The organism is Streptomyces sp. NPDC033131 (genome assembly GCF_055578365.1).
The window spans coordinates 20,996-41,479 of sequence record NZ_JBVIPA010000030.1 but is presented as its reverse complement, the minus strand read 5'-3'; the positions used below and the strand labels follow the sequence as shown (position 1 = coordinate 41,479).

General features: G+C 71.3%; 15 protein-coding genes. 4 read left to right on the top strand and 11 right to left on the bottom strand.

Annotated features, from left to right (window positions below; all coding sequences use genetic code 11):
• Positions 1-440 precede the first annotated feature (440 nt).
• Positions 441-1,904 (bottom strand): LCP family protein, encoded by a 1,464-nt coding sequence (locus tag ACZ5XS_RS31300; RefSeq protein ID WP_468656965.1) that lies wholly within the window; start codon positions 1,902-1,904, stop codon positions 441-443.
• Between the two features lie 120 nt (positions 1,905-2,024).
• On the opposite strand from ACZ5XS_RS31300, the gene ACZ5XS_RS31295 reads away from it, so the two are divergent.
• Positions 2,025-3,068: a glycosyltransferase family 2 protein gene (locus ACZ5XS_RS31295; RefSeq protein WP_468656963.1), complete on the top strand. Its 1,044-nt coding sequence runs from the start codon at positions 2,025-2,027 to the stop codon at positions 3,066-3,068.
• A gap of 43 nt (positions 3,069-3,111) precedes the next feature.
• Here the strand turns inward: ACZ5XS_RS31295 and ACZ5XS_RS31290 are convergent, their stop codons facing one another.
• From ACZ5XS_RS31290 to ACZ5XS_RS31265, 6 genes are all read right to left on the bottom strand, one after another.
• Positions 3,112-4,722 (bottom strand): LCP family protein, encoded by a 1,611-nt coding sequence (locus ACZ5XS_RS31290; protein ID WP_468657088.1) that lies wholly within the window; start codon positions 4,720-4,722, stop codon positions 3,112-3,114.
• 142 nt (positions 4,723-4,864) lie between these two features.
• On the bottom strand, positions 4,865-6,559 hold the full coding sequence (locus tag ACZ5XS_RS31285) for an LCP family protein (protein ID WP_468656961.1): 1,695 nt from the start codon (positions 6,557-6,559) through the stop codon (positions 4,865-4,867).
• A gap of 113 nt (positions 6,560-6,672) precedes the next feature.
• Positions 6,673-8,361, bottom strand: a complete 1,689-nt coding sequence (locus ACZ5XS_RS31280; protein WP_468656959.1) for an LCP family protein — start codon at positions 8,359-8,361, stop codon at positions 6,673-6,675.
• Between the two features lie 76 nt (positions 8,362-8,437).
• Positions 8,438-10,183 carry an LCP family protein gene (locus tag ACZ5XS_RS31275; protein ID WP_468656957.1) on the bottom strand — a complete coding sequence of 582 codons (1,746 nt, stop codon included), beginning with the start codon at positions 10,181-10,183 and terminating at the stop codon, positions 8,438-8,440.
• Positions 10,184-10,414: 231 nt separating this feature from the next.
• Positions 10,415-11,707 carry an LCP family protein gene (locus tag ACZ5XS_RS31270; RefSeq protein WP_468656955.1) on the bottom strand — a complete coding sequence of 431 codons (1,293 nt, stop codon included), beginning with the start codon at positions 11,705-11,707 and terminating at the stop codon, positions 10,415-10,417.
• A gap of 191 nt (positions 11,708-11,898) precedes the next feature.
• Positions 11,899-12,654: a TIGR03089 family protein gene (locus tag ACZ5XS_RS31265; RefSeq protein ID WP_468656953.1), complete on the bottom strand. Its 756-nt coding sequence runs from the start codon at positions 12,652-12,654 to the stop codon at positions 11,899-11,901.
• Between the two features lie 126 nt (positions 12,655-12,780).
• On the opposite strand from ACZ5XS_RS31265, the gene ACZ5XS_RS31260 reads away from it, so the two are divergent.
• The 3 genes from ACZ5XS_RS31260 to ACZ5XS_RS31250 all read left to right on the top strand — a co-directional run bounded on the left by ACZ5XS_RS31260 (position 12,781) and on the right by ACZ5XS_RS31250 (position 16,113).
• Complete coding sequence (locus ACZ5XS_RS31260) at positions 12,781-14,319, top strand: peptidoglycan recognition protein family protein (RefSeq protein ID WP_468656952.1); 1,539 nt, start codon at positions 12,781-12,783, stop codon at positions 14,317-14,319.
• Positions 14,320-14,515: 196 nt separating this feature from the next.
• Entirely contained in the window at positions 14,516-15,598 is a 1,083-nt protein-coding gene (manB, locus tag ACZ5XS_RS31255; protein ID WP_468656950.1) for a mannose-1-phosphate guanylyltransferase, read from the top strand.
• Positions 15,595-16,113 carry a hypothetical protein gene (locus ACZ5XS_RS31250; protein ID WP_468656948.1) on the top strand — a complete coding sequence of 173 codons (519 nt, stop codon included), beginning with the start codon at positions 15,595-15,597 and terminating at the stop codon, positions 16,111-16,113. Before manB ends, ACZ5XS_RS31250 begins: the two co-directional genes overlap by 4 nt.
• 333 nt (positions 16,114-16,446) lie before the next feature.
• On the opposite strand, the gene ACZ5XS_RS31245 is transcribed toward ACZ5XS_RS31250, so the two are convergent.
• From ACZ5XS_RS31245 to ACZ5XS_RS31230, 4 genes are all read right to left on the bottom strand, one after another.
• Positions 16,447-17,472 (bottom strand): DNA-3-methyladenine glycosylase family protein, encoded by a 1,026-nt coding sequence (locus tag ACZ5XS_RS31245; RefSeq protein ID WP_468656946.1) that lies wholly within the window; start codon positions 17,470-17,472, stop codon positions 16,447-16,449.
• A gap of 143 nt (positions 17,473-17,615) precedes the next feature.
• Positions 17,616-18,926, bottom strand: a complete 1,311-nt coding sequence (locus ACZ5XS_RS31240; RefSeq protein WP_468656945.1) for a coenzyme F420-0:L-glutamate ligase — start codon at positions 18,924-18,926, stop codon at positions 17,616-17,618.
• A complete protein-coding gene (gene cofD / locus ACZ5XS_RS31235; protein ID WP_468656943.1) occupies positions 18,923-19,882 on the bottom strand; it encodes a 2-phospho-L-lactate transferase in 960 nt (319 codons plus the stop codon). The genes ACZ5XS_RS31240 and cofD overlap by 4 nt, the downstream gene beginning before the upstream one ends.
• 71 nt (positions 19,883-19,953) lie before the next feature.
• Positions 19,954-20,466 carry a cysteine dioxygenase gene (locus ACZ5XS_RS31230; protein ID WP_217242312.1) on the bottom strand — a complete coding sequence of 171 codons (513 nt, stop codon included), beginning with the start codon at positions 20,464-20,466 and terminating at the stop codon, positions 19,954-19,956.
• Positions 20,467-20,484: the final 18 nt, after the last annotated feature.

Sequence of the window (20,484 nt, the reverse complement as noted above, 5' to 3'; positions counted from 1 at the left end):
TGGCATCCGGTCTCCGCCCTGGCCGCGAGTCCAGGCCGCCCTGGGTCACCGCGACGGCCCGAGCCCTCCATGGTCCCTGTGGCCATCAAACGACCGCCCGGACCGCCCGGGCCGCCTAGGACCGCCCGACCGCCTACGACCGCCCGGACCGCCTACGACCGCCCGGGCCATCCCATGACCGCCCGGGCCCGCCACCCGTCGGGTCACGTCACGACCGCCCGGGCCAACTCACGGGCCACCTGACGACCGCCCAGGCGCCTACGACCGCCCGAGCCGTTCAAGACCCCTGGGCCGCCCGACGACTGCCCAGGCCAGCCAGTTGCTCCCAGGCCACCCCACGACTGCTCAGGCCACTCCACAACCGCCCCGGCCGCCCGACAACCGCCCCAGCCGGGTCACAGGGGAGCACGCCGCCGAGGTTCATGACCGAAACCGCGGACCTACGGGCACAGCGCCTCGTCGCCCCGCATCACTCCGAACGTGCCCTGCGCCGGGTTCGCCGCCCGCACCCTGCGCACCTCTTGGAAGTCCGTCCCGGCGATCACCTTCAGCGTCGCCCCCAGCCCCTTCACCGCCCGCAGCTCGCTGCCCGGCAGCGCGGCCGCGAGGGACTTCGCGGAGCGGTCCCAGCCGGGGTCGTAGGCGACGACCGTGCGCTTCACCGTGCGGTCGGCCGCGTTGACCGGCAGGCGCGTCGTACGGAAACCGGTCGACGCCAGCGCCGCGTCCACGCGCTTGCCGAGGCCGGCCGTGGCGGTGCCGTTCTCCACCTGGACGCGGATCTGCTGAGGGGCGACGTCCACGCGAAGGGCTTCGCCCCGCTGCTTGCGCACGGTCAGCGGTCTGTCTTCGCGCAGGGACCGGAAGAGTTCGCCGGCCTTGTGGGCGTCCCACTTCAGCGTGGAACCGACGCCCTTGACGGCGTATCCCATCTGCCCGATCGGCACGGTGGTGAACTCGGAGGAGGAGGGGGAGAAGCTGCGCATGGCCCGGCCGAGGTCGAGCAGCTCATGCGTGCCGAAGCCCTTGTCGGCTCGTACGGAGCCCAGCACGGCCCGGGTGATGTCCCGGAACTTCATCGGGTTCAGCAGGATCCCGGAGGACGTGGCGCGGTCGATCAGGGCGGCCATGAAGCGCTGCTGGCGCTGCATCCGGCCGAGGTCGGAGGCGCCGTCGACGTGACGGGAGCGGACGTACTGGAGGGCCTGGCCGCCCCGGATGGTGTGCGTGCCGGGCGGGAGGTCGAGGCCGGTGTAGGTGTCCTTCAGCGGTTCGGTGGTGCAGATCTCGACCCCGCCGAGCACGTCCACCGTCTTCATGAAGCTGGTGAAGTCGACCTCCAGGTAGTGGTCGATCTTCACCCGGGTCATGCTCTCGACGGTCCGCACGGTCAGCTGCGGGCCGCCCTCCGCGTACGCCGCGTTGAGCTTGAGCGGATGTCCGTGGTGCCGTTTGCCGGTCGTCCGGTCGGTGTGCGCGGGCGTCACGGCGTACGAGTCGCGCGGCAGGCTCACCACGCTCGCCCGCTCCCGGTCCTCCGAGATGTGCACGATCATCATCGTGTCGGTGCAGCGGCAGGGGGCGCCGCCGAGCCGGTACTTGCGCCGCTCGGCCTCGCCGATCCTGTCGCGGCCGTCCGTGCCGACGAGCAGGACGTTCATTCCGTGACCGGCCCTCGGGCGGTTCTTCATGTCCTTGAAGGGGTCGACCCGCGCGATGTCCGCGTCGAGGCTGGTGACCACCGCGTGGCCGATCCCGGCCGCGGCGAGCACGACCACGGAGAGCGTCGTCACCGCCCGCATGGCCCAGCGCGGTTTTTTCCGTCGTACGGGGGGTCGCACCGACCGTGGTGGCTGCGGGCGGCGCTGGGGCCGGGCGGCGGGGGAGCGGGGCGGCGTGGGCATGGGGGACACCTCCGCGTGCGTGGGATCGTGAGCACCGTAGGCCCATACGATCTGCTGCCCGGTGCACCGCCCCGGGCAGGGCGCACCCGTGTCCCCCATTCGCGGTAACGTTTGGGCCCTATGAACGCCAAGCCCGACGTGCAGCTCCCCGCCGTGTCCGTGATCATGCCCGTCCTCGACGAGGAGCGGCATCTGCGCGGAGCCGTCCAAGCGATCCTCGCGCAGGAGTACGCCGGCGAGATGGAGGTCGTGATCGCCCTCGGTCCGTCCACGGACCGTACGGACGAGATCGCGGCCGAGCTCGTCCGCGAAGACCCCCGCGTGCACACCGTGCCGAACCCGACCGGCCGTACGCCGGCCGCGCTGAACGCCGCGATCAAGGCCTCCCGGCACCCGATCGTCGTGCGCGTCGACGGCCACGGCATGCTCTCGCCGAACTACATCACCACCGCCGTACGGCTCCTGGAGGAGACCGGCGCGCAGAACGTCGGCGGCATCATGCACGCCGAGGGTGAGAACGACTGGGAGCACGCGGTCGCCGCCGCGATGACCTCGAAGATCGGCGTGGGCAACGCCGCCTTCCACACGGGCGGGCAGGCCGGCCAGGCCGAGACGGTGTACCTCGGGGTGTTCCGGCGCGAGGCGCTGGAGCAGCAGGGCGGGTACAACGTGGAGTTCATCCGCGCCCAGGACTGGGAGCTCAACTTCCGGATCCGGGAGGCGGGCGGGCTCATCTGGTTCTCGCCCGAGCTGAAGGTGTCGTACCGGCCCCGGCCGAGCGTGCGCGCCCTCGCCAAGCAGTACAAGGACTACGGCCGCTGGCGGCACGTCGTCGCCCGCTACCACGAGGGCTCCATCAACCTGCGCTACCTCGCCCCGCCGACCGCGGTGTGCGCGATCGGCGCGGGAATCGTGCTGGGCGCCCTCGTCAGCCCGTGGGCCCTCGTCGTCCCCGGCGGCTACCTCGCGGCGATCGCCCTCGGGTCCGTCCCCGCGGGCAGGGGACTGCCGCTGAAGGCACGGCTGCAGATCCCCGTCGCCCTCGCCACCATGCACATGTCGTGGGGCTGGGGCTTCCTGACCAGCCCGCGCTCGCTCGCCCGCAAGGTGATCGCGAGCCGGCGCCCCGCGGTCCACACGGGCGCCGGCGAGCTGACCACCTGACGCAGGCTCGGGGCCCGGCTCGGGGCTCGGCTCTGGGCTCGGCTCAGGACCAGGTGAACCCCGGGTTCACGTGCATGCAGGCGTCCTCGTCGGCGCCGTTGAGTGCCTGCGCCGACTCCGGGGTCGTGTCGTCCTTCTCGGGCGCCTTGTACGTCGTACCGTCACGCCAGTCCGCGCCCACGACGAGCGTGACCCCGGAGACGTCCGTCGACCGCTCCACCGAACTCGCCGGAATCCCGAGGGACGTGGCCACCCGCTCGGCGTCGCCCCGCAGTTCGGCGCTCGGATAGCGGACGACCGTGCGGTCCTCGCTCAGCGCCGACCTGGTGTCCGCGTCCGCCTTGGTGAAGCCCTTCTCCACGAGCAGCCCGGCCACCGTGCCGGCGCGTCCGGACGCCGCGCGGAGCGTGTCGGTGCGGGTGCCGTTCTGTACGAGGACCCCGATCTCGTCGTCGGCGGCGGCCTGGTCGCCGGACGCGGTCGCCGACGGGGCCGGGCTCGCCTTCTCACCGTCCTTGCCGTCCAGCGCGATGTCCTCCCGGACCAGGCGGAACAGCTGCTCGGCGTCCTCGGTGGGCTCGACACGGGCGCCCACGTACCGGTTGGGCATCGTGGTCATGGTGATGCGCTCCGGCTTCACCCGGCGCAGCTCGTTGCTGAGGTCGTAGAGCTTCTTGACGGTGTCGAGGCCCGGGTCGACCGTGAGGGCCTCGGTGGCCTCCTCGGCGAGCTTGCGGAGTTTGTTCGGGCTGCTGAGGGTGGCGTTCTCGCGCAGCGTCCGGACCATCGAGTTCATGTACATGTGCTGGGCCTTGGCGCGGGCGAGGTCGCTGCCGTCCTCGAAGCCGTAACGCGTCCGCAGCCACTGCAGTGCCTGCTCGCCCTTCACCGGCGTGGTGCCCTTCTCCAGCTTCAGACCGGAGCCGTGGCCCTGGCTGTCGCGGGAGAGGATGTTGGCGTCCACGCAGACCGGGACCCCGCCGACGGCGTCCGCCATCGACACCACGCCCGCGAAGTCGACCATCACGAAGTGGTCGATGTGGATGCCGGTGAGTTCCTGCCAGGTGGCCACCGTGCAGCCGGGGCCGCCATGGCCGAGGCTCCGGTTGGTCATGACGCGGCCCTCGCTCGCCGGGTACTCCTCGTCGTCGTCCGGGTCGGTGCACTTCGGGATCTTCACGAGGGTGTCCCGGGGCATGCTGACGACCGACATGTTGGAGCGGTCGGCGGACAGGTGCACCAGCATCTGCACGTCCGCGAGCGGCGTCGAGCCGAACGTCTCGCGGGCGCCGCCGAGTTGCTGGTTCTCCTCGGTGTCGCGGGCGTCGGAGCCGATGAGCAGGATGTTCAGCGGGGTCTGGCCGGCGGCGTTCGGCGTCGGCTCGGCGACCTTGTTGTCGCCGAGGTTGAGTTCGTCCTTCTTGATGTTGCCGTTGAGATGCCGGTAGTAGAGGTAACCGGCGGTTGCCGAGCCCAGTATCAGCACGGCGAGGGTCGTCGCGGACCAGCGCAGCAGCCGGCGCGCCCGCGGTGGGCGGCGTGTGCCGTGCCGGCTGTCGCCGGCGACGCCGACCTGCCCGGCGACTGGTTCGACATCCCGAACACTGTTCCGCGTCACTTCGAGTCCTCCCCGACCATCCCGCCCTCGCGCCATGGCGCGGCCCGCCGTACGTCCTGGAGACATACGACGGGCCCGTCAGGTTGCTCTGTTTCGTCAACTAACGCGCTTGAGTCGTCAACGAACGCGTCTGAGCGTCATCAACCCGCTTGAGCAGGCAACTGACGCGCACGGAGCGTCAACTCGCGCACACGACCTTGTCGGCTGTGGACTTCTCCACGTCCGGCGTCTCGGCCGAGGCGCCGTTGATCTTCACGCCCGCGCCCTTGAAGTCCTTGCCCAGGACCAGGGTCATCGTCGGCTGGCCCTGGGAGTTGGTCACACTCTCGCCGGGCTTCATCGCCGAGCCCGACAGGCCCATGATGTCGGCCAGCCGACGGGCCTGGTCGGCCTGGTCCGGCGCGTACTCGATGGTCGTCTTCGCCTGGTCGGCGTCCGCGTTGCCCGCGTTCTCCGACTTGATGACGCCCGCGCTGTTCTGCAGCCAGTCCAGCTGCTTCTGCGCACTGCCGGACGCGGCACCGCCGTTCAGGATCCGGACCCGCACCTCGGAGGCGTCCGCCTTGGTGCCCTTGAGGCGGGCGGCGACCGCGGCGGCCTCCTTCTTCTGCTGCGCCTTGACCTCGGTGAACGACACGTCGTTGACGATCATGTCGAAGACCTGGGGCGCCCTGGTCTCGTCGACGACCACCGTCGCCTTGATCTCCTCGGCTGGGTTGTCCACCACCGGGATGGTGGCGAAGGTGATGTTCTTGGTGGGCACCTGCTTCAGCTCCAGGGCCATGTCCTTGAGCGTGGTGACGTTGCCGATCGCGGAGTCCACGGTGAGCGCGCTGGTGGCCGCCTCGGCCAGCTTCAGCAGCTTCTTGGGGTTGGTGAGGGTGTCGCTGGAGGACATCTTGCGCATCAGCGACCCCAGGAACTGCTGCTGCACCTTGATGCGGTCGAGGTCACCGCTGTTGCCGAAGCTCTTGCGGGTGCGCAGGAAGGCGAGGGCCCGCTCGCCCTCGACCGTGGACTCGCCCTTGGGCAGGACGAGCTTCGACTGCTTGTCGTTGACGGCCTCGGTCACACACACATCGACGCCGTCCACCGCCGTCGTCAGCGTCTTGACCGCGTTGAAGTCGGCCATCATGAAGTGGTCCGGCTGGATGCCGGTGGCCTCCTTCACCGTCCGCATGGTGCAGCCCGCGTCCCGGCCGCTCTCGCCGAGGCTGCGGTTGAAGCGGACACCCTGCTGCGCGGCCACGGTCACCTCGGTGCCGTCGTCCTTCGTGGCCGGGCACTCGGGGATGTCGACGATCAGGTCACGCGGGATGCTCAGCGCGGTCGCGTTGGAGCGGTCCTTGGAGACGTGCAGCAGGATCGTGGTGTCGGCGTGGCCGACGCTGCCGGCGTCGCCGTAGCCGTCGTTGCCCTCGCCGGTGCGCTTGTCGGTGCCGATGACGAGGACGTTGAAGGCCTCGTCCTTCTTGAAACTGCTCGCGCCCGCGTCGCCGACGTCCGTCGTCCGGACGTTGCCCTCAAGGTGCTTGAGGTACAAGTAGCCGGCGCCCGCGGTGGCGACCAGGACAAACGCCATGCTGCCGCCGGTCCACAACAGGGTCTTCTTCGCCTTCGACGTCTTCTTGACCGGGCGGCGGCCACGCCGCCCCGGCAGCGGTTCCTCGGGGACCGGCCCCCGCCTGCGCGGTGGCGGGACCTCGCGGCCCGGGGCAGCGGGAGGCGCCGAACGGCCGCCACGCGGCTGCGGTACGGCCCGGCGCGGTGCGGCGGGCGTCAGCCGCAGTTCGTATTCGCCGGTGTTCGGATTGAGTACCCACTGGTCTGCGGGATCGACGTGCTCCGCCCGCTCACGGCCTGGTGCGTCCAAGGTTGTCCGAATCCTCCGTCAGGGCAAGCGCCTTCCCCACTGGATCGCTCACACTATCCGCACGATTCGGCGGCGAGTGAACTTTCCCCGCTTTCTTCGATCGGCGCAGGGCGCTACCAACGGTACGGCGGGTACACGTCCATGCACTTGGTCTCCGAGCCGTTGAGAGCGTCGGCGTTGCTCGGCAGGTCCCCGGCCTGAGGCGTCTTCTGCTTCGGATACGCCGTACCGGAACGCCAGTCGGCGCCGACGGCGACGGTGACACCGGAGACGTCCGTCGACTTCTGCACCGAACCCGCCGGAATCCCCAGGGACTTGGCCACCGCCTGGGCGTCGCCCGCCAGTTCGGCGCTCGGGTAGCGCACCAGGGTCCGCGCCTCGGTGAGCGCTGTCGAGGTGTCCTTCGTCGCCTTGGTGAACCCCTTGCCCACGAGGGCCTGCGCGATCTCGCCCGCCCGGCCGCTGACCGGGCCGAGGGTGGCGGACTGCGTGGCGTTCTGCACCAGCACGCCGATCTGGTCGTTCGCCGCGGCGGGGTCGTCGGTGGTCTTGGCGGCGTCGGCCGTGCTCGCTGCTTCGGCGTCCGCCTTCGCGCGCTTGCCGCCCTTGGCGCCCTTGTCGTCGAAGGGCACGTCGTCGCGGAGCATCGCCCACATCTTCTCGGCGTCGGCCCCGGCCGGCAGCAGGTGGTTCACGTCCTCGTTGTCCTCGACGGTCGGCATCGTCGTCATGGTGATGCGGTCCGTGGGCACCGTCTTGAGCTGCGTGCCGAGGTCGTACAGGTCCTTGACGGTGCCGATCTCCTCCGAGACCTTCAGGGACTTGGTGGCCGCCTCGGCCAGGTCCATCAGGCGGCCGCCATCGGTGAAGACGTTCTGGTCCTTCAGCGTGCGGATCATCGAGTTCATGTACATGTGCTGGGCCCGGGCCCGCAGCGGGTCGCTGCCCCAGGCGTGCCGGGTGCGCAGCCACTGCAGGGCCTGCTTGCCCTCGACCTTCTTCTTGCCGGCCTTCATCTTCAGGCCGGAACCGCCGGGCACGCCCGGGAGCGGGTGGTCCCACACGTTCTGGTTCACGCAGACCTCGACGCCGCCGATGGCGTCCGCCATGCTCACCACGCCCGCGAAGTCGATCGTCATCCAGTGGTCGATGTAGATCCCGGTGAGGTTCTCCCAGGTGGTCAGCGTGCAGCCGGCCCCGCCCCGGCCCAGCGTCCTGTTGATGATGTCGTTGGTCGCCGGGTACGTCTTGCCGGTGTCCGGGTCCTTGCACGCCGGGATGTCGACCCGGGTGTCCCGCGGAATGCTCACCACCGCGGCGCTCTTGCGGTCCGCGGAGAGGTGGATGAGCATCTGCACGTCGGCCAGCGGCGGGTTGCCCCGGGTGTCCTTGCCGCCGCCGAGCGCCACGTTCGCGTCGGACGCACGGCTGTCCGAGCCGAGCATCAGGATGTTCAGCGGCGTCTGCCCGTCGGCGTTCGCCTCGGTCTTGCGCGCCTTGGAGTCGCCGCCGCTGCGCCGGCCCTTCTCGATGTTGCCGTTGAGGTGCTGGTAGTAGAGGTATCCGGCGCCGGCCGTCCCCAGTATCAGCACCGCCAGGGTCGTCGCGGACCAACGGAGCACCCGGTGCTTGGCCTTGGCCCGGCGCCGGCTGCGCCGCCCGCCGTGCCCGCCCCCCGGGGAACCGTCGGGTCTGCCGGAGCCGTCGCCGTCGTCCCCACGACGGCCGTCCTCCCGCCCTGCCCCACTCGCGTGCCGGACGCCCGGTCGCGTCCCCTCCCCGTGCACACTGCTGTGCGTCATCCCCTGTCTCCCCACCCTCGCGCCATCGAACGGGCCGGCCTCTTCGCCCCGTGAGACGTGAGGCAGGCCCGTCAGGTCACTTGGCGCACTCGACCTTGTCCGCGGTGGACTGCTGAACCCCCTCCGGCGCCTTCGTCGGAGTGGTGAGCGACTCGCCCGCGCCCTTGAAGTCCTTGCCCAGGGTCAGCGTCATCGTCGGCTGGCCCTGGGAGTTGGTCACGCTCTTGCCCGGCTTCATCGCCGAACCGGAAAGGCCCATGATGTCGGCCAGCCGACGCGCCTGGTCGGCCTGGTCGGGAGCGTACTCGAGCGTGGTCTTGCTCAGCTCGGTATCCGCGTTGCCCGCGTTCTCGGACTTCAGCACGCCCTCTTCGTTCTGCAGGTACTCGAGCTCGGTCTGCGCACTGCCCGCCACCGCACCGCCGTTGAGGATGCGCACCCGCACCTCGGAGGCGTCCGCCTTGGTGCCCTCGAGACGGGCGGCGACCGCGGCGGCCTCCTTCTTCTTCTGCGCCTTGACCTCGGTGAACGACACGTCGTTCTTGATCATGTCGAAGACCTGGGGAGCCGACGACGGGTTGACCACGACGGTCGCCTTGACCTTCTCCGCCGGGTTGTCGATCACCGGGACCGTGGTGAACGTCAGGTTCTTGACGTTGAGCTTGCCCAGCTCCAGACCCAGGTCCTTCAGCTTGTTGATGCTGTCCAGCTGGGAGTCGACGGTCAGCGCCTTCGTCCCCGCCTCGGCCAGCTTGATCATCTTCGCGGGGTTGGTCAGCGTGTCGTTGGACTTCAGCTTGCGCATCAGCGCGCTGAGGAACTGCTGCTGCAGCGTGATCCGGCTCAGGTCGCCGCCGAACCCGACCGCGTGCCGGGTGCGCACGAACGCGAGCGCCGTCTCGCCCGAGATGTGCTGCGTCCCCTTCTTCAGGTCGAGGTGCGAGTCCGGGTCCTTGATGTCCTTGGCCAGACACACGTCGACCCCGCCGACCGCCGTGGTCAGCGTCTTGACCGCGTTGAAGTCGGCGACGATGAAGTTGTCGGGGGTGATCCCGGTCAGCTCGGTGACGGTCCGCATGGTGCAGCTGGGCGTACGGTCGTCCTGGCCCAGGCTGGTGTTGAAACGGACGTCGGTCGTGCCCTTGATGACCTCCTGCGAGCCGTCCTCCTGGGTGGTCGGGCAGTCCGGGACGTCGACGATCAGGTCACGCGGGATGCTCAACGCGGTCGCGTTGGAGCGGTCCTTGGAGACGTGCAGCAGGATCGTGGTGTCCGCGTGGCCGACGCTGCCGGAGTCGCCGTAGCCCTCGTTGCCCGAGCCGGTGCGCTTGTCCGTGCCGATCACCAGGATGTTGATGGCCTTGTCCTTCTGGAAGCCACCGGTGCTCGCGCCGTCGTCGGCGACGGAGGTGATGTTGCCGTTCAGATGCTCGATGTAGAGGTACCCGGCGCCCGCAGCGGCCACCAGCACGAATGCCATCGTGCCGCCGGTCCACAGCAGGACCTTCTTCGCCTTGGACTTCTTCTTCACCGGCCGGCGCCCGCGCCGCCCCGGCAGCGGCTCCTCGGGCACGCCCCGCCGTCTGCGCGGCCCCGGCACCTCACGGCCGGGGGTCGCGGGAGCCGCCGGGGCCGCCGTACGACCGCGCGGCGGAGCGCCCGCTCTGGCGGTGGCCGCCCTACGGGGTCCGGGAACAGCCGACCGCGGTGATTGCGGTGCGGAAGGAGTCAGTCGCAGTTCGTATTCACCAGTGCTCGGGTTGAGTACCCACTGGTCTGCGGGGTCGATGTCGTCCGCCCGCCCACGGCCTTGCGCGTCCACGGTTGTCTGAACCCTCCGTCGGGGCCACGCGGCGCCTTTCCCCTCCAAAGGCGCTCGGGTCTCGGTCACACAGTGCTCGACCCCAGGACGGACCTCTGGCCGGATGCACCGGATCGCTCACACTAACCGCCTTGTTCGCGTCCCAGCGACGCCGGTGATTAATTCCACTTCCCTACAACCGGGCAATACGCCCATTTACTCGGTCAATGGTTCATCACCTTGACAAGCGCTTTACGTGCACGTGTCCTCGGCCGCCGTGTTCCCCCGGAACGTCGGCACGGGTGAATTGACGGCCGAGGGTTCGCCGTCCTGCTCACTGCCCGCCCCTTCGCCCCTCTCCTCGCCCGCGCTCTCGCCGCTTTCCCCGGCATTCTCGGCCGGATTGCGGCTTTTGGTCGTCGATTCCGTTGATTCCACGGAGTCCCGGGGCGTCTTCCGCGTCACCTCCACGGGCGCGTCCGAGCGCAGCCGTTCGAACAGCCTTTCCGCTTCGGGTTCCACAAGCTGGTCGCGATTCGCGTTGTAGACGTACGACTCCCTCGGGACCGTAAGGAATTGCACACGTTCCGTGGGGATGTCGCGCAGCCCACGCACGAGTTCGTACAAACCGCGCAGGCTCGCCAGATCCGGGTCGGTCGTGAGCGCGGAAGTGGCCGCGTCCAGCACCGGATAGAGCTTCACCGGATTCAGCAGGACGTCATTGCTCTGCACCTTGTTGACCAACGCGCCGAGGAACCGCTGCTGACGGTCCATCCGGTCGGTGTCGCTGCCGTTGCCCAGCGACTTGCGGGCCCGCACATACCCGAGGGCCTGCTCACCGTTGAGCGTCACCCGCCCCGCCGGGAGCCTCAGCTTGGCCGCCTTGTCCCGGATCGGCTCGGCCAGGCACACCTCGACGCCGTCGACCGCGTCGACCATGTCCTTGAACCCGTGGAAGTCGACGACCACGTGATGGTCGACACGGATGTTCGTCAGCCGCTCCACGGTCCGGATCGTGCAGGCCGTGCCGCCCACCTGGAAGGCGTAGTTGAACATCGTGAACATGGGCTCGGTACGGCTGCCGTCGGGCCGTGTGCAGCCCGGCACGTCCACCATCAGATCCCGGGGCAGCGACACCGCGGTGGCACTGTCCCGCCCCGCGGCCAGATGCAACAGGATGGTGGTGTCGGACCGCTCGGTCCCCGAATCCCGCCCGTACCGCCGGTTCCGGGTCCCGGACCGCGAGTCCGAACCGATCACCAGTATGTTCTGCGCGCCCCTCACCAGCGAGGTGGGCCGGTCCCTCTCGTACCGGGCCAGCTCGGCCGCCGCCGCCTTGTCCGACGTGATGTTCCCGTCCAGCTTCGCGTAGACGGCCCACCCGGCCCCGCCGGCCGCCAGCACCAGGACCGTGACCGCGATCCCGGCCCCTCGCACACACCGCCGCCGGCGCCGCCGTATCAGCCCCCCGCCGGTCGCCGAGGCCCCCGCCCCCGGCCCGAGCGGTCCGGAGGGCGCGGACGGCGCGCCTGCGGTGTCGGTCACGTCGGAATCCACCCCTCATGGCGAACGAGTCACGTGGCGTACGAGCGTGTCGTGCGAGCTGCTCCTACGACCATGGCGCGGATGAGGGCCGGGGGGTGGGTGGAGGGGGCCGAATGGGGGACGCGCCGGTGCGGAGGCCGGGGCCAAGACCCCGGGGGGCCCAGGCGCCCGGTACTGGGAAGCGGGCGTGTCTACCGAGCCGTGGCCGTGACCCGCTCACTCTCGATCCGCTTGGCCAGCGCCTCCTCGCCCAGCCGGTCCAGATTCCGGCACAGCACCACGGACCCACCGGTGGCGAGCGGCGCGTACAGCCCGGCGTTCAGCCCCTCCCAGGTGTCGTACGGCAGCCCCGACAGCAGCCGGGACCCGGGCCCCGTGAGCCCCACCCTCGTCGCCTCCGCCCCGGCCCGTTCGACGACCTCCGCCGCACTGAACTCCCGCCCGGCCACGATCAGCGCCGGCTCGTCGGGATCCACCGGCGCGAACGGGGCGAACCGGTCGCCCTGTCCCGGCACCTCGACCGCGTAGTCGGCGAATCCGGCCGGCGGCTGCGGAAAGCGTCCGCCGAGCGGCCGCAGGGCCAGCGCGATCCGTTCCCCGGAGCACGCCCGCGCCGCCTCCAGTGCATCCGGCCCGCTCACCACCACGTCGGCCACCGCCGCGTCACCGCCCACGTCGGCGATCACACCCACCGACGAACACGCCAGCAGCCACACCGCGGTCTGCCAGTGCGCGGGCAGCAACAGCGCGACCCGGTCGCCGGGACCCGCGGCGAGGTCGCCCTGGAGGAGGTTGGAGGTCTTGGCCACCCAATTGGCGAAGGTGGCCACGGACAATTCGACACGTTCGCCCGTGGCATCGTCGTAGAAGGTCACCAGCGGGCGTCCGGGATCCGCGGCGAGCGCGGAACGCAGCAGGTCGGCAGGGGTGCGGTCGGTGGCGTTCACCCGAAGAAGCGTACGCGGGCCCGCGACCGCCCACCGGCGGGCGGGGCCACGGATCGCCGCCGGTACACCACCGGTTCGGCGGAGCACGGCCCGACAGCCCGTCAAATCCCCGATGGACAGATATGTATGACTATGTCCAAGATCAGGGGCATGCACGGATTCCTTGCTTCCTCGATCGGCGTCACCTGTGCGGCCGCCCTGGCCCTTCCGCTGACCCCGCCCGCGGCCGCGGCGAACCTGCCGGCCACGGCGGCTGTCCTGTCCGCAAGACCGCCGGCGGTGAGCACGCCGGCCAAGGCGAGCGCGAGACCGGCGGGGACCGCGGAAGCGCCGGGCAGCACCCAGTCGCTCCCCCTCGTGCCCCTCATCCGGGACCGAGCGGGCGGCCTCGCCCCCGAACAGGGCCTGACCCGCCGGGACGTACGGCACTTCTCGCTCGTCGGCGTGATCTGGGACAACCCGGACGTCGAACTCCACGGCCAGGTCCAGGTCCGTACCCGCGACGCCGCCACCGGCACCTGGTCAGGCTGGCAGGACGTCGAGACGCACAACGCCGACCACGCGGCCGACCCGGACACCGTCGAGCGCACCTCCGGCCGGGTGCGCGGTGCGACGGCACCGTTGTGGGTGGGGGACTCGGACGGCGTGGAGGCACGCGTCCGCGCGGACGCCGGGTCCCACGCCCACCGGGTCGAGGAGACCGCCCGCGGCCCCCGTACGGCGACCGCCGCCATGCCTCTCCCCACCGGTATGCGCCTCGAACTGGTCGACCCGGGTGAACCCGACGACCCGCCCCAGGTGGTTCGGGCCGCCGCCGACGATCCACCCCAGGTGGTTCCGGCCGACGCCGCCGGCGCTCCCCGTGCCGGCGTCCGGCCCGCCGAGCCCGCCAGGGCCCTGACCGCCAAAGCCCTGGCCGCCATGGACGCGTCCGCAGCCAACACCGACCTCGCCCCGCTCGGAGCCACCGAGATCCCGGCCCTGACGCGCGCCGAGACCGTGCGGGAGCTGTTCACCCCGCGGATGACCGAACCGGCTGAGGGACCGCGGGTGAAGCCGAAGATCGGCCCGCGTCCACGCATCGTCACCCGGCGCGGCTGGGGCGCGAACGAGAGCCTTCGGGAGAGGACCTTCGTCTACACGAAGAAGGTCAAGGCGGCCTTCGTGCACCACACGGCGTCCGGCAACGGGTACCGCTGCGCGCAGGCTCCCTCCGTCATCCGCGGTATCTACCGCTACCACGTCCTGAGCATGGGCTGGCGCGACGTCGGCTACAACTTCCTCGTCGACAAGTGCGGAAACATCTACGAGGGGCGCGCCGGGGGCGCGGCGAAGCCGGTCATGGGCGCTCACACGCTGGGTTTCAACACCAACAGCATGGGGATCGCCGTCCTCGGCACCTTCGGCTCCAAAAAGCCCTCCGCCGCCGCCGTGAAGGCCATCGCCCGGCTCACCGCGTGGAAGCTCGGCCTCCACGGCGCCAATCCACGCGGCAAGACATATCTGAAGTCAGGCGGTGGCAACCTCTACCCCAAGGGCAGGAAAGTACGACTGAATGTGATCTCCGGTCACCGGGACGGCTTCCCCACGGCCTGCCCCGGCTATCAGCTCTACCGCAAGCTCGGCACGGCCCGTTCGACCGCCGCCCGCTACCAGGGCCGGTAGCGCCGGGACCTGCTGAACCTGCCCGGGAACCGTTCGGACGCCACCGGAGTCTGTCCGGCCGTAGGACACATTCACCGCCGTCGGGGGGCAAGGGGCGGAATGCCGCACGGCCGTCGAAGGCACCGCGCAACGGTCTGCATACACTGGCCGGCCGAAAGACAGTTCGGCCGGTCCCGGCAGGAAGCAGAGACGACAGGTGACAGAAGCGATACTCCTCGTCGGCGGCAAGGGAACCCGGCTGCGCCCGCTCACGGTGCACACACCGAAGCCCATGGTCCGCGCGGCCGGGGTCCCGTTCCTCACGCACCAACTGGCGAGAGCGAGAGCGGCGGGCGTCGACCACATCGTGCTCGCCACCTCCTACCTGGCCGAGGTCTTCGAACCGTACTTCGGGGACGGTTCCTCCCTCGGGCTCCACATCGAGTACGTCACCGAGGACGAGCCCCTCGGCACCGGCGGCGCGATCCGCAACGTCGCATCCCGCCTGCACTCCGCCCCCGACGACCCGGTCCTCGTCTTCAACGGCGACATCCTGACGGGCCTCGACATCAGGGCGCTGGTGGAGACCCACGAGCGGACGGCCGCGGACGTCTCCCTCCACCTCACGCAGGTCACCGACCCGCGCGCCTACGGCCTGGTCCCCACAGACGGGACGGGCAGGGTCCTGGCGTTCCTGGAGAAGCCGCAGACCCCCGAGGAGATCGTCACCGACCAGATCAACGCGGGGGCGTACGTCTTCCGCCGCTCGGTGATCGACACGATCCCGCAGGGCCGCCCGGTCTCCGTCGAGCGCGAGACCTTCCCGGACCTCCTGGCGGCAGGAGCCCACCTCCAGGGCATGGTCGACTCGACGTACTGGCTGGACCTCGGCACCCCGGCCGCGTTCGTCCGCGGCTCCGCCGACCTCGTCCTCGGCCGTGCCCCGTCCCCGGCCGTCCCCGGCCGCTGCGGCGACCGCCTCGTCCTCCCGACGGCACGGGTCGCCCCCGACGCGAAACTCGCGGGCGGCACGGTGGTGGGCGAGGGCGCCTTCGTCGCCGAAGGGGCCCGCGTCTTCGGCAGCACGATCCTCCCCGGCGCCGTCATAGAACCCGGCGCCGTCATCACCGACTCCCTCATCGGCAACCGGGCCCGCGTAGGCGAACGCTCCGTTCTCACCGGCACGGTCATCGGCGACGGCGCGATCATCGGCCCCGACAACGAACTCCGCGACGGCATGCGCATCTGGTGCGACGCCCGAATCCCCCGAGGCGCGGTCCGCTTCTCCTCGGACCAGTGACCCACACCACCAACGCCGGGCAGCCCAGAGAGCCCTGCCCGGCTCCGGCGGCCGTGGCTCCGGTGGTCGAGGCTCCGGCGGTCCTGGCTTCGGCGGCCGTGGCTCCGGCCGCTCCGGTACTGGCGGCCCTGGCATCGGCGGTTCTGGCATCGGCCGTCCTGGTACTGGCGGCCCTGGCATCGGCGGTTCTGGCATCGGCCGTCCCGGTACTGGCGGCCCTGGCATCGGCGGTTCTGGCATCGGCCGTCCCGGTACTGGCGGCCCTGGCATCGGCGGTTCTGGCATCGGCCGTCCTGGTTCTGGCGGCTCTGGCATCGGCGGTTCTGGCATCGGCCGTCCTGGTTCTGGCGGCTCTGGCATCGGCCGTCCCGGTACTGGCGGCCCTGGCACCGACCGTCCCGGTTCCGGCGGCCCTGGCACCGACTGCCCTGGCCCCGGCCGCTCCGGCCCCGACCAAGGCCCTTCAGGCGACCGACTTCCGGACGGCCCTCCGCGACGCCGGCCCACACGCCTGAGCCGGCCCGTCGTCCGGGGACGGGTCCAGCGGTGCCGACCCCCCCACCTGTGGGGGGCGCTTGCGGTGTCACAGGCCGGCCATGCATGGGGCCAGCGGTGCCCAACCTCCGCCCACCCACCCACCCGCTGGGGGCGCCCCTTGCGAGGCCGGTCCGCTTCCCAGCCCGTCCGGCGTTTGAGGACGAGGCCCGTTCAGGGCCGACAGCGGGGTCTGGGGGCGCAGCCCCCAGGTGAGGTCCACCTCTCGACCGACCGAGTCGGGTGGCAGGGTGGGCACAGGTCCGGGGGTCTGGGGGCGGAGCCCCCAAGGGCGTCACCGAGACGCGCCCACGTCACAACCGGCCGATGTCCCCCCGGGGCATCCGCGGCGCCCGCCTCGCCGGAACCCTCCCACTCAACAAGATCAACCGAGCCGCCCGATGCCGCTGCCCGGCATAAGGCTCCAGCAGCTCCAACATCACCGCGTCATCCGCGTCCCGGTCCCCGGCCAACGCCCACCCCACGATCCCCGGCAGATGCAGATCCCCCACCGTCACCGCGTCCGCCGCCCCATGACTGCGCTGCACAACCTCCGCCGACGTCCACGGCCCCACCCCCGGCACAACCTCCAGCCGAGCCTGCGCGGCCTCCGGCTCCATCCGCACGGCCTCCTCCATCCGCGCGGCGACCCGAACCGCCCGCAGGATCGTCGAGGCCCGCTTGTTGTCCACCCCGGCCCGATGCCACTCCCACGACGGAATCAGCGCCCATGTCCGTGGCGCCGGCATCACCCAGAGCCGCCCACCCGCAGCCGACCCCGCCCCCGCAGGCCCCGGCGCCGGCTCCCCGAACTTCCGCACCAGCAACCGCCACGCCCGATACGCCTCGTCGGCCGTGACCTTCTGCTCCAGAATCGACGGAATCAACGACTCCAGCACCAGCCCGGTCCGCGTCAACCGCAACCCCGGCCGCCGATGCCACGCCCCTGCCACCACCCGGTGCCGAGGCGTGAACGCGGCCGGATCGTCCTCGGCCCCCAACATCCCCGGCAACCGCTCCAGCAGCCACTCGGCCCCCGGCCCCCACGCCTCCCCGCGCACCGCCCCACCGGCCATGGCGACCCGCAGCGTTCCGGGCCCGCCGGGCGTGAGACTGGCCCGCCACACGGACCCGTCCGGCATCGCCCGGAACGTCGGATCCCCCGGCCCCCGCCGGAGCGGCCCGAGCACCAGCCCGAGGTCGAGCGGCCCGTCCGGCACATACCTCCGCACGAGCCCCGCTGCCGAAGCAGGCCGCGCGGCCCCGCGCGCGGCAGGCACACCGACCTCCCCACCGCGCACAGTCGTACGCGTGGGCCGGGGAGCGAATCGTCCTGCCACGAGTGAAGTCCCGGAGAAGTCGAAGTACCAGTCGGTCGTACGGCACCGGCGGCGGCCGTAGGAGCCAGGCGGCGCCCGTACGAGCAGAGCCGCCCTATGAGACTAGGCGCCCGTACGACGCGACAGCGGCGGTATGACCAGGCTCACCGCACCTCGATGAAGGCCCCCGCCTCCCGCTCGGCCCGAGCCGGGGGCTCCTGTGCCGCATGCCCGACCGCCACGGCCCCCATCGGATCCCACCCCTCCGGCAGCCCCAGTACCTCCCGCACGACCTCCCGGCAGAACATGGTGGACGACACCCACGCCGACCCCAGCCGCTCCCCGGCCAGCGCGACCAGGAAGTTCTGCACACCGGCCCCCGCGGCGACCACGAACATCTCCCGCTCGGCAGCGTCCCGCCGCGCGTCCCCGTACGTGTGCGAGCCGTCCATCACCAGACACGGCACCACCAGGTACGGCGCCTTCCGCAGCACATCCCCCCGGCGCACCCGCTTCGCGATCGACTCCTCGCTCTTCCCGTCCCGCCGCAGATCCGCGACCCATGCATCACGCATGGCGTCCAGCAGCCCGGTCCGCGCGGCCTGCGACTCCAGCAGCACGAACCGCCACGGCGTCGTGTGGTGCGGCGCCGGCGCCGTGACCGCCGCGGCCACCGCACGCCGTACGGCCCCGGGGTCGACGGGCTCTTCGGTGAAGGCCCGAACGGTACGGCGCTGCGTGACCGCCTCCCGTACCGCCTCCGAGGTCCCCAGCCGGAACATGTCGTCGTGCGCGCCGCGCACCATGGCCCGCGCTCCCTCGCCGTGGTCCTCGGTCAGCACGTGCGACAGCCCGCGCACCACGGCGACGGGCAGCCCGGCGGCCTTGCCCTTGACCAGGTCACCGGCCGCGGCCAGTTCGTCGGCCGTCGCCACGACCGTCGCGCTGAGCGGATTGCCGTACGCGTCCGTGCCCCCGCGCAGATCGTCCAGCACGTGCACCCCTGCGGCCCCGATCGCGACGTCGGTGAGCCCCGTGCGCCAGGGCCGCCCGAACGTGTCCGTCACGACGACCCCGACGTCGACCCCGAGGGCGTCCCGCAGCCCGTCACGGATCGCCCGCGCGGACGCGTCCGGGTCCTCGGGCAGCAACAGCACGGTCCCCGAAGGCGTGTTGGAGGCATCCACCCCGGCGGCGGCCATCACGAGCCCCTGCCGGTTCTCGACGATCCGCAGCGCACCGCGCCGCGCCACCACGCGCACGGTCTCGGCGTCTATCGCGGCCTCCCGGTCCACCGCCTCGACGATCCGCCCCTCCGCCTTGGACACGATCTTGGAGGTGACGAGCAGCACGTCCCCGTCCACCAGGCCGGGCTCGGCGGCGGCGATCAGCTTGGCGAGATCGTCCCCCTGCTGCACCTCGGGCAGCCCGGGCACGGCCCACACCCGGTAACCGTCGACAGGTACGCCGCTCACAGCGCCCGCACCTCCTCCGCCAGCACCAGCGCCTCACGCGCCATCTGCGCGGACGCGTCCACGTCGGTCATCATCAGCGGCACGGCCCGGCACAGGATCCCGGCGGCCTTCACCCGGTCCACCACACCGGCGTCGACGGTGTCGACCAGCCAGCCGTCCAGCAGGCCCGAGCCGTAGTGCTCGGCGACCGCCGCGGCCGTCGACTCCACGCCCACCGCCGCGAGCACCTTGTCGGCCATCCCGCGCACGGGCGCGTCCCCGACGATGGGGGACAGCCCGATCACCGGCACCCCGGCGTCGGCGATCGCCTCCCGGATGCCGGGCACGGCGAGGATGGTGCCGATGGACACGACCGGGTTGGACGGCGGGAACAGCACGACGTCCGCCTCGGCGATCGCCTCCAGCACGCCCGGCGCCGGCTTCGACTGCTCCGCACCCACCGGCACGATCGCCTCGGCCGGCACGGAGGCCCGCAGCCGCACCCAGTACTCCTGGAAGTGAACGGCCTTGCGCTCCCCGTCGACCTCGACGGCGACATGCGTCTCGACCCGGTCGTCGGTCATGGGGAGCAGCCGTACGCCCGGCTTCCACCGGTCGCACAGTGCCTCGGTCACCGCGCTCAGCGGGTACCCGGCGCCGATCATCTGCGTCCGCACGATGTGGGTGGCGAAGTCCCGGTCGCCGAGCCCGAACCACTCGGGCCCCACGCCGTACGCCGCGAGCTCCTCCTTGACGTGGAAGGTCTCGTCGGCCCGCCCCCAGCCCTGTTCCTCGTTGATGCCGCCGCCGAGCGTGTACATCACCGTGTCGAGGTCCGGGCAGACCTTCAGCCCGAAGAGGTGGATGTCGTCCCCGGTGTTGCCGATGACCGTGACGTCCGCGTCCGGCGCGGCCTGCTTCAGACCGCGCAGGAACCGGGCACCACCGATGCCGCCTGCCAGAACCACAATGCGCATGGGAGCAAGTCTTGCAGGCGGGTACGACAACGCGTCAGGCGGTTACGACGACCCACGCCGTCGTCCATGCGTCAGGCGGTGACGACGTCCGCCTCGTCGTACGCGGCCGGGGCCGAGCACTGGGGCGCGTGCATCTGCATCTCGGTCAGGCCCGGGTAGTAGACGTGCAGGCTTACGGCCGGCTCCAGCGTGTCGTTGACCACCTCGTGCACGTACCCCGGCGCGAACACCCGCTGAGCGCCCGCCTCCAACGCGCGCGTGCCCCGCCCGGTCCGCTCGGTCAGCTTTCCGTCCAGCACGGTCAGGACACCGGAGGACCGGCCGTGGTCGTGCAGTCCGCTGCCCTGTCCGGGCACCCAGGACAGCAGCCACACCTCGTAACCGGGGCCGGTGCGCAGCCGGTGGTACCAGCGGGTGGTCGCGTCGTACTGGACGAGGTGCTCCCACTGGGCGCGGTCGGCGGCGATGGAGCGGGACAGCCCGGCGAACTCGGCGACGGTGGCCGGGTGCTCGCGTGCGGGCTGGAGCAGGTGCGGGACTTCGAGGATGTCGCCGGCGATCTGGAGGTCGCTGTCGCTGTTCATGGAGTGCGGTGGTCCTCG

Coding starts and splice junctions, on each gene's coding strand:
- ACZ5XS_RS31300 (WP_468656965.1), bottom strand. CDS start 1,904: ATGCCCACGCCGCCCCGCTCCCCCGCCGCCCGGCCCCAGCGCCGCCCG.
- ACZ5XS_RS31295 (WP_468656963.1), top strand. CDS start 2,025: ATGAACGCCAAGCCCGACGTGCAGCTCCCCGCCGTGTCCGTGATCATG.
- ACZ5XS_RS31290 (WP_468657088.1), bottom strand. CDS start 4,722: ATGGCGCGAGGGCGGGATGGTCGGGGAGGACTCGAAGTGACGCGGAAC.
- ACZ5XS_RS31280 (WP_468656959.1), bottom strand. CDS start 8,361: ATGACGCACAGCAGTGTGCACGGGGAGGGGACGCGACCGGGCGTCCGG.
- ACZ5XS_RS31260 (WP_468656952.1), top strand. CDS start 12,781: ATGACTATGTCCAAGATCAGGGGCATGCACGGATTCCTTGCTTCCTCG.
- cofD (WP_468656943.1), bottom strand. CDS start 19,882: ATGCGCATTGTGGTTCTGGCAGGCGGCATCGGTGGTGCCCGGTTCCTG.
- ACZ5XS_RS31230 (WP_217242312.1), bottom strand. CDS start 20,466: ATGAACAGCGACAGCGACCTCCAGATCGCCGGCGACATCCTCGAAGTC.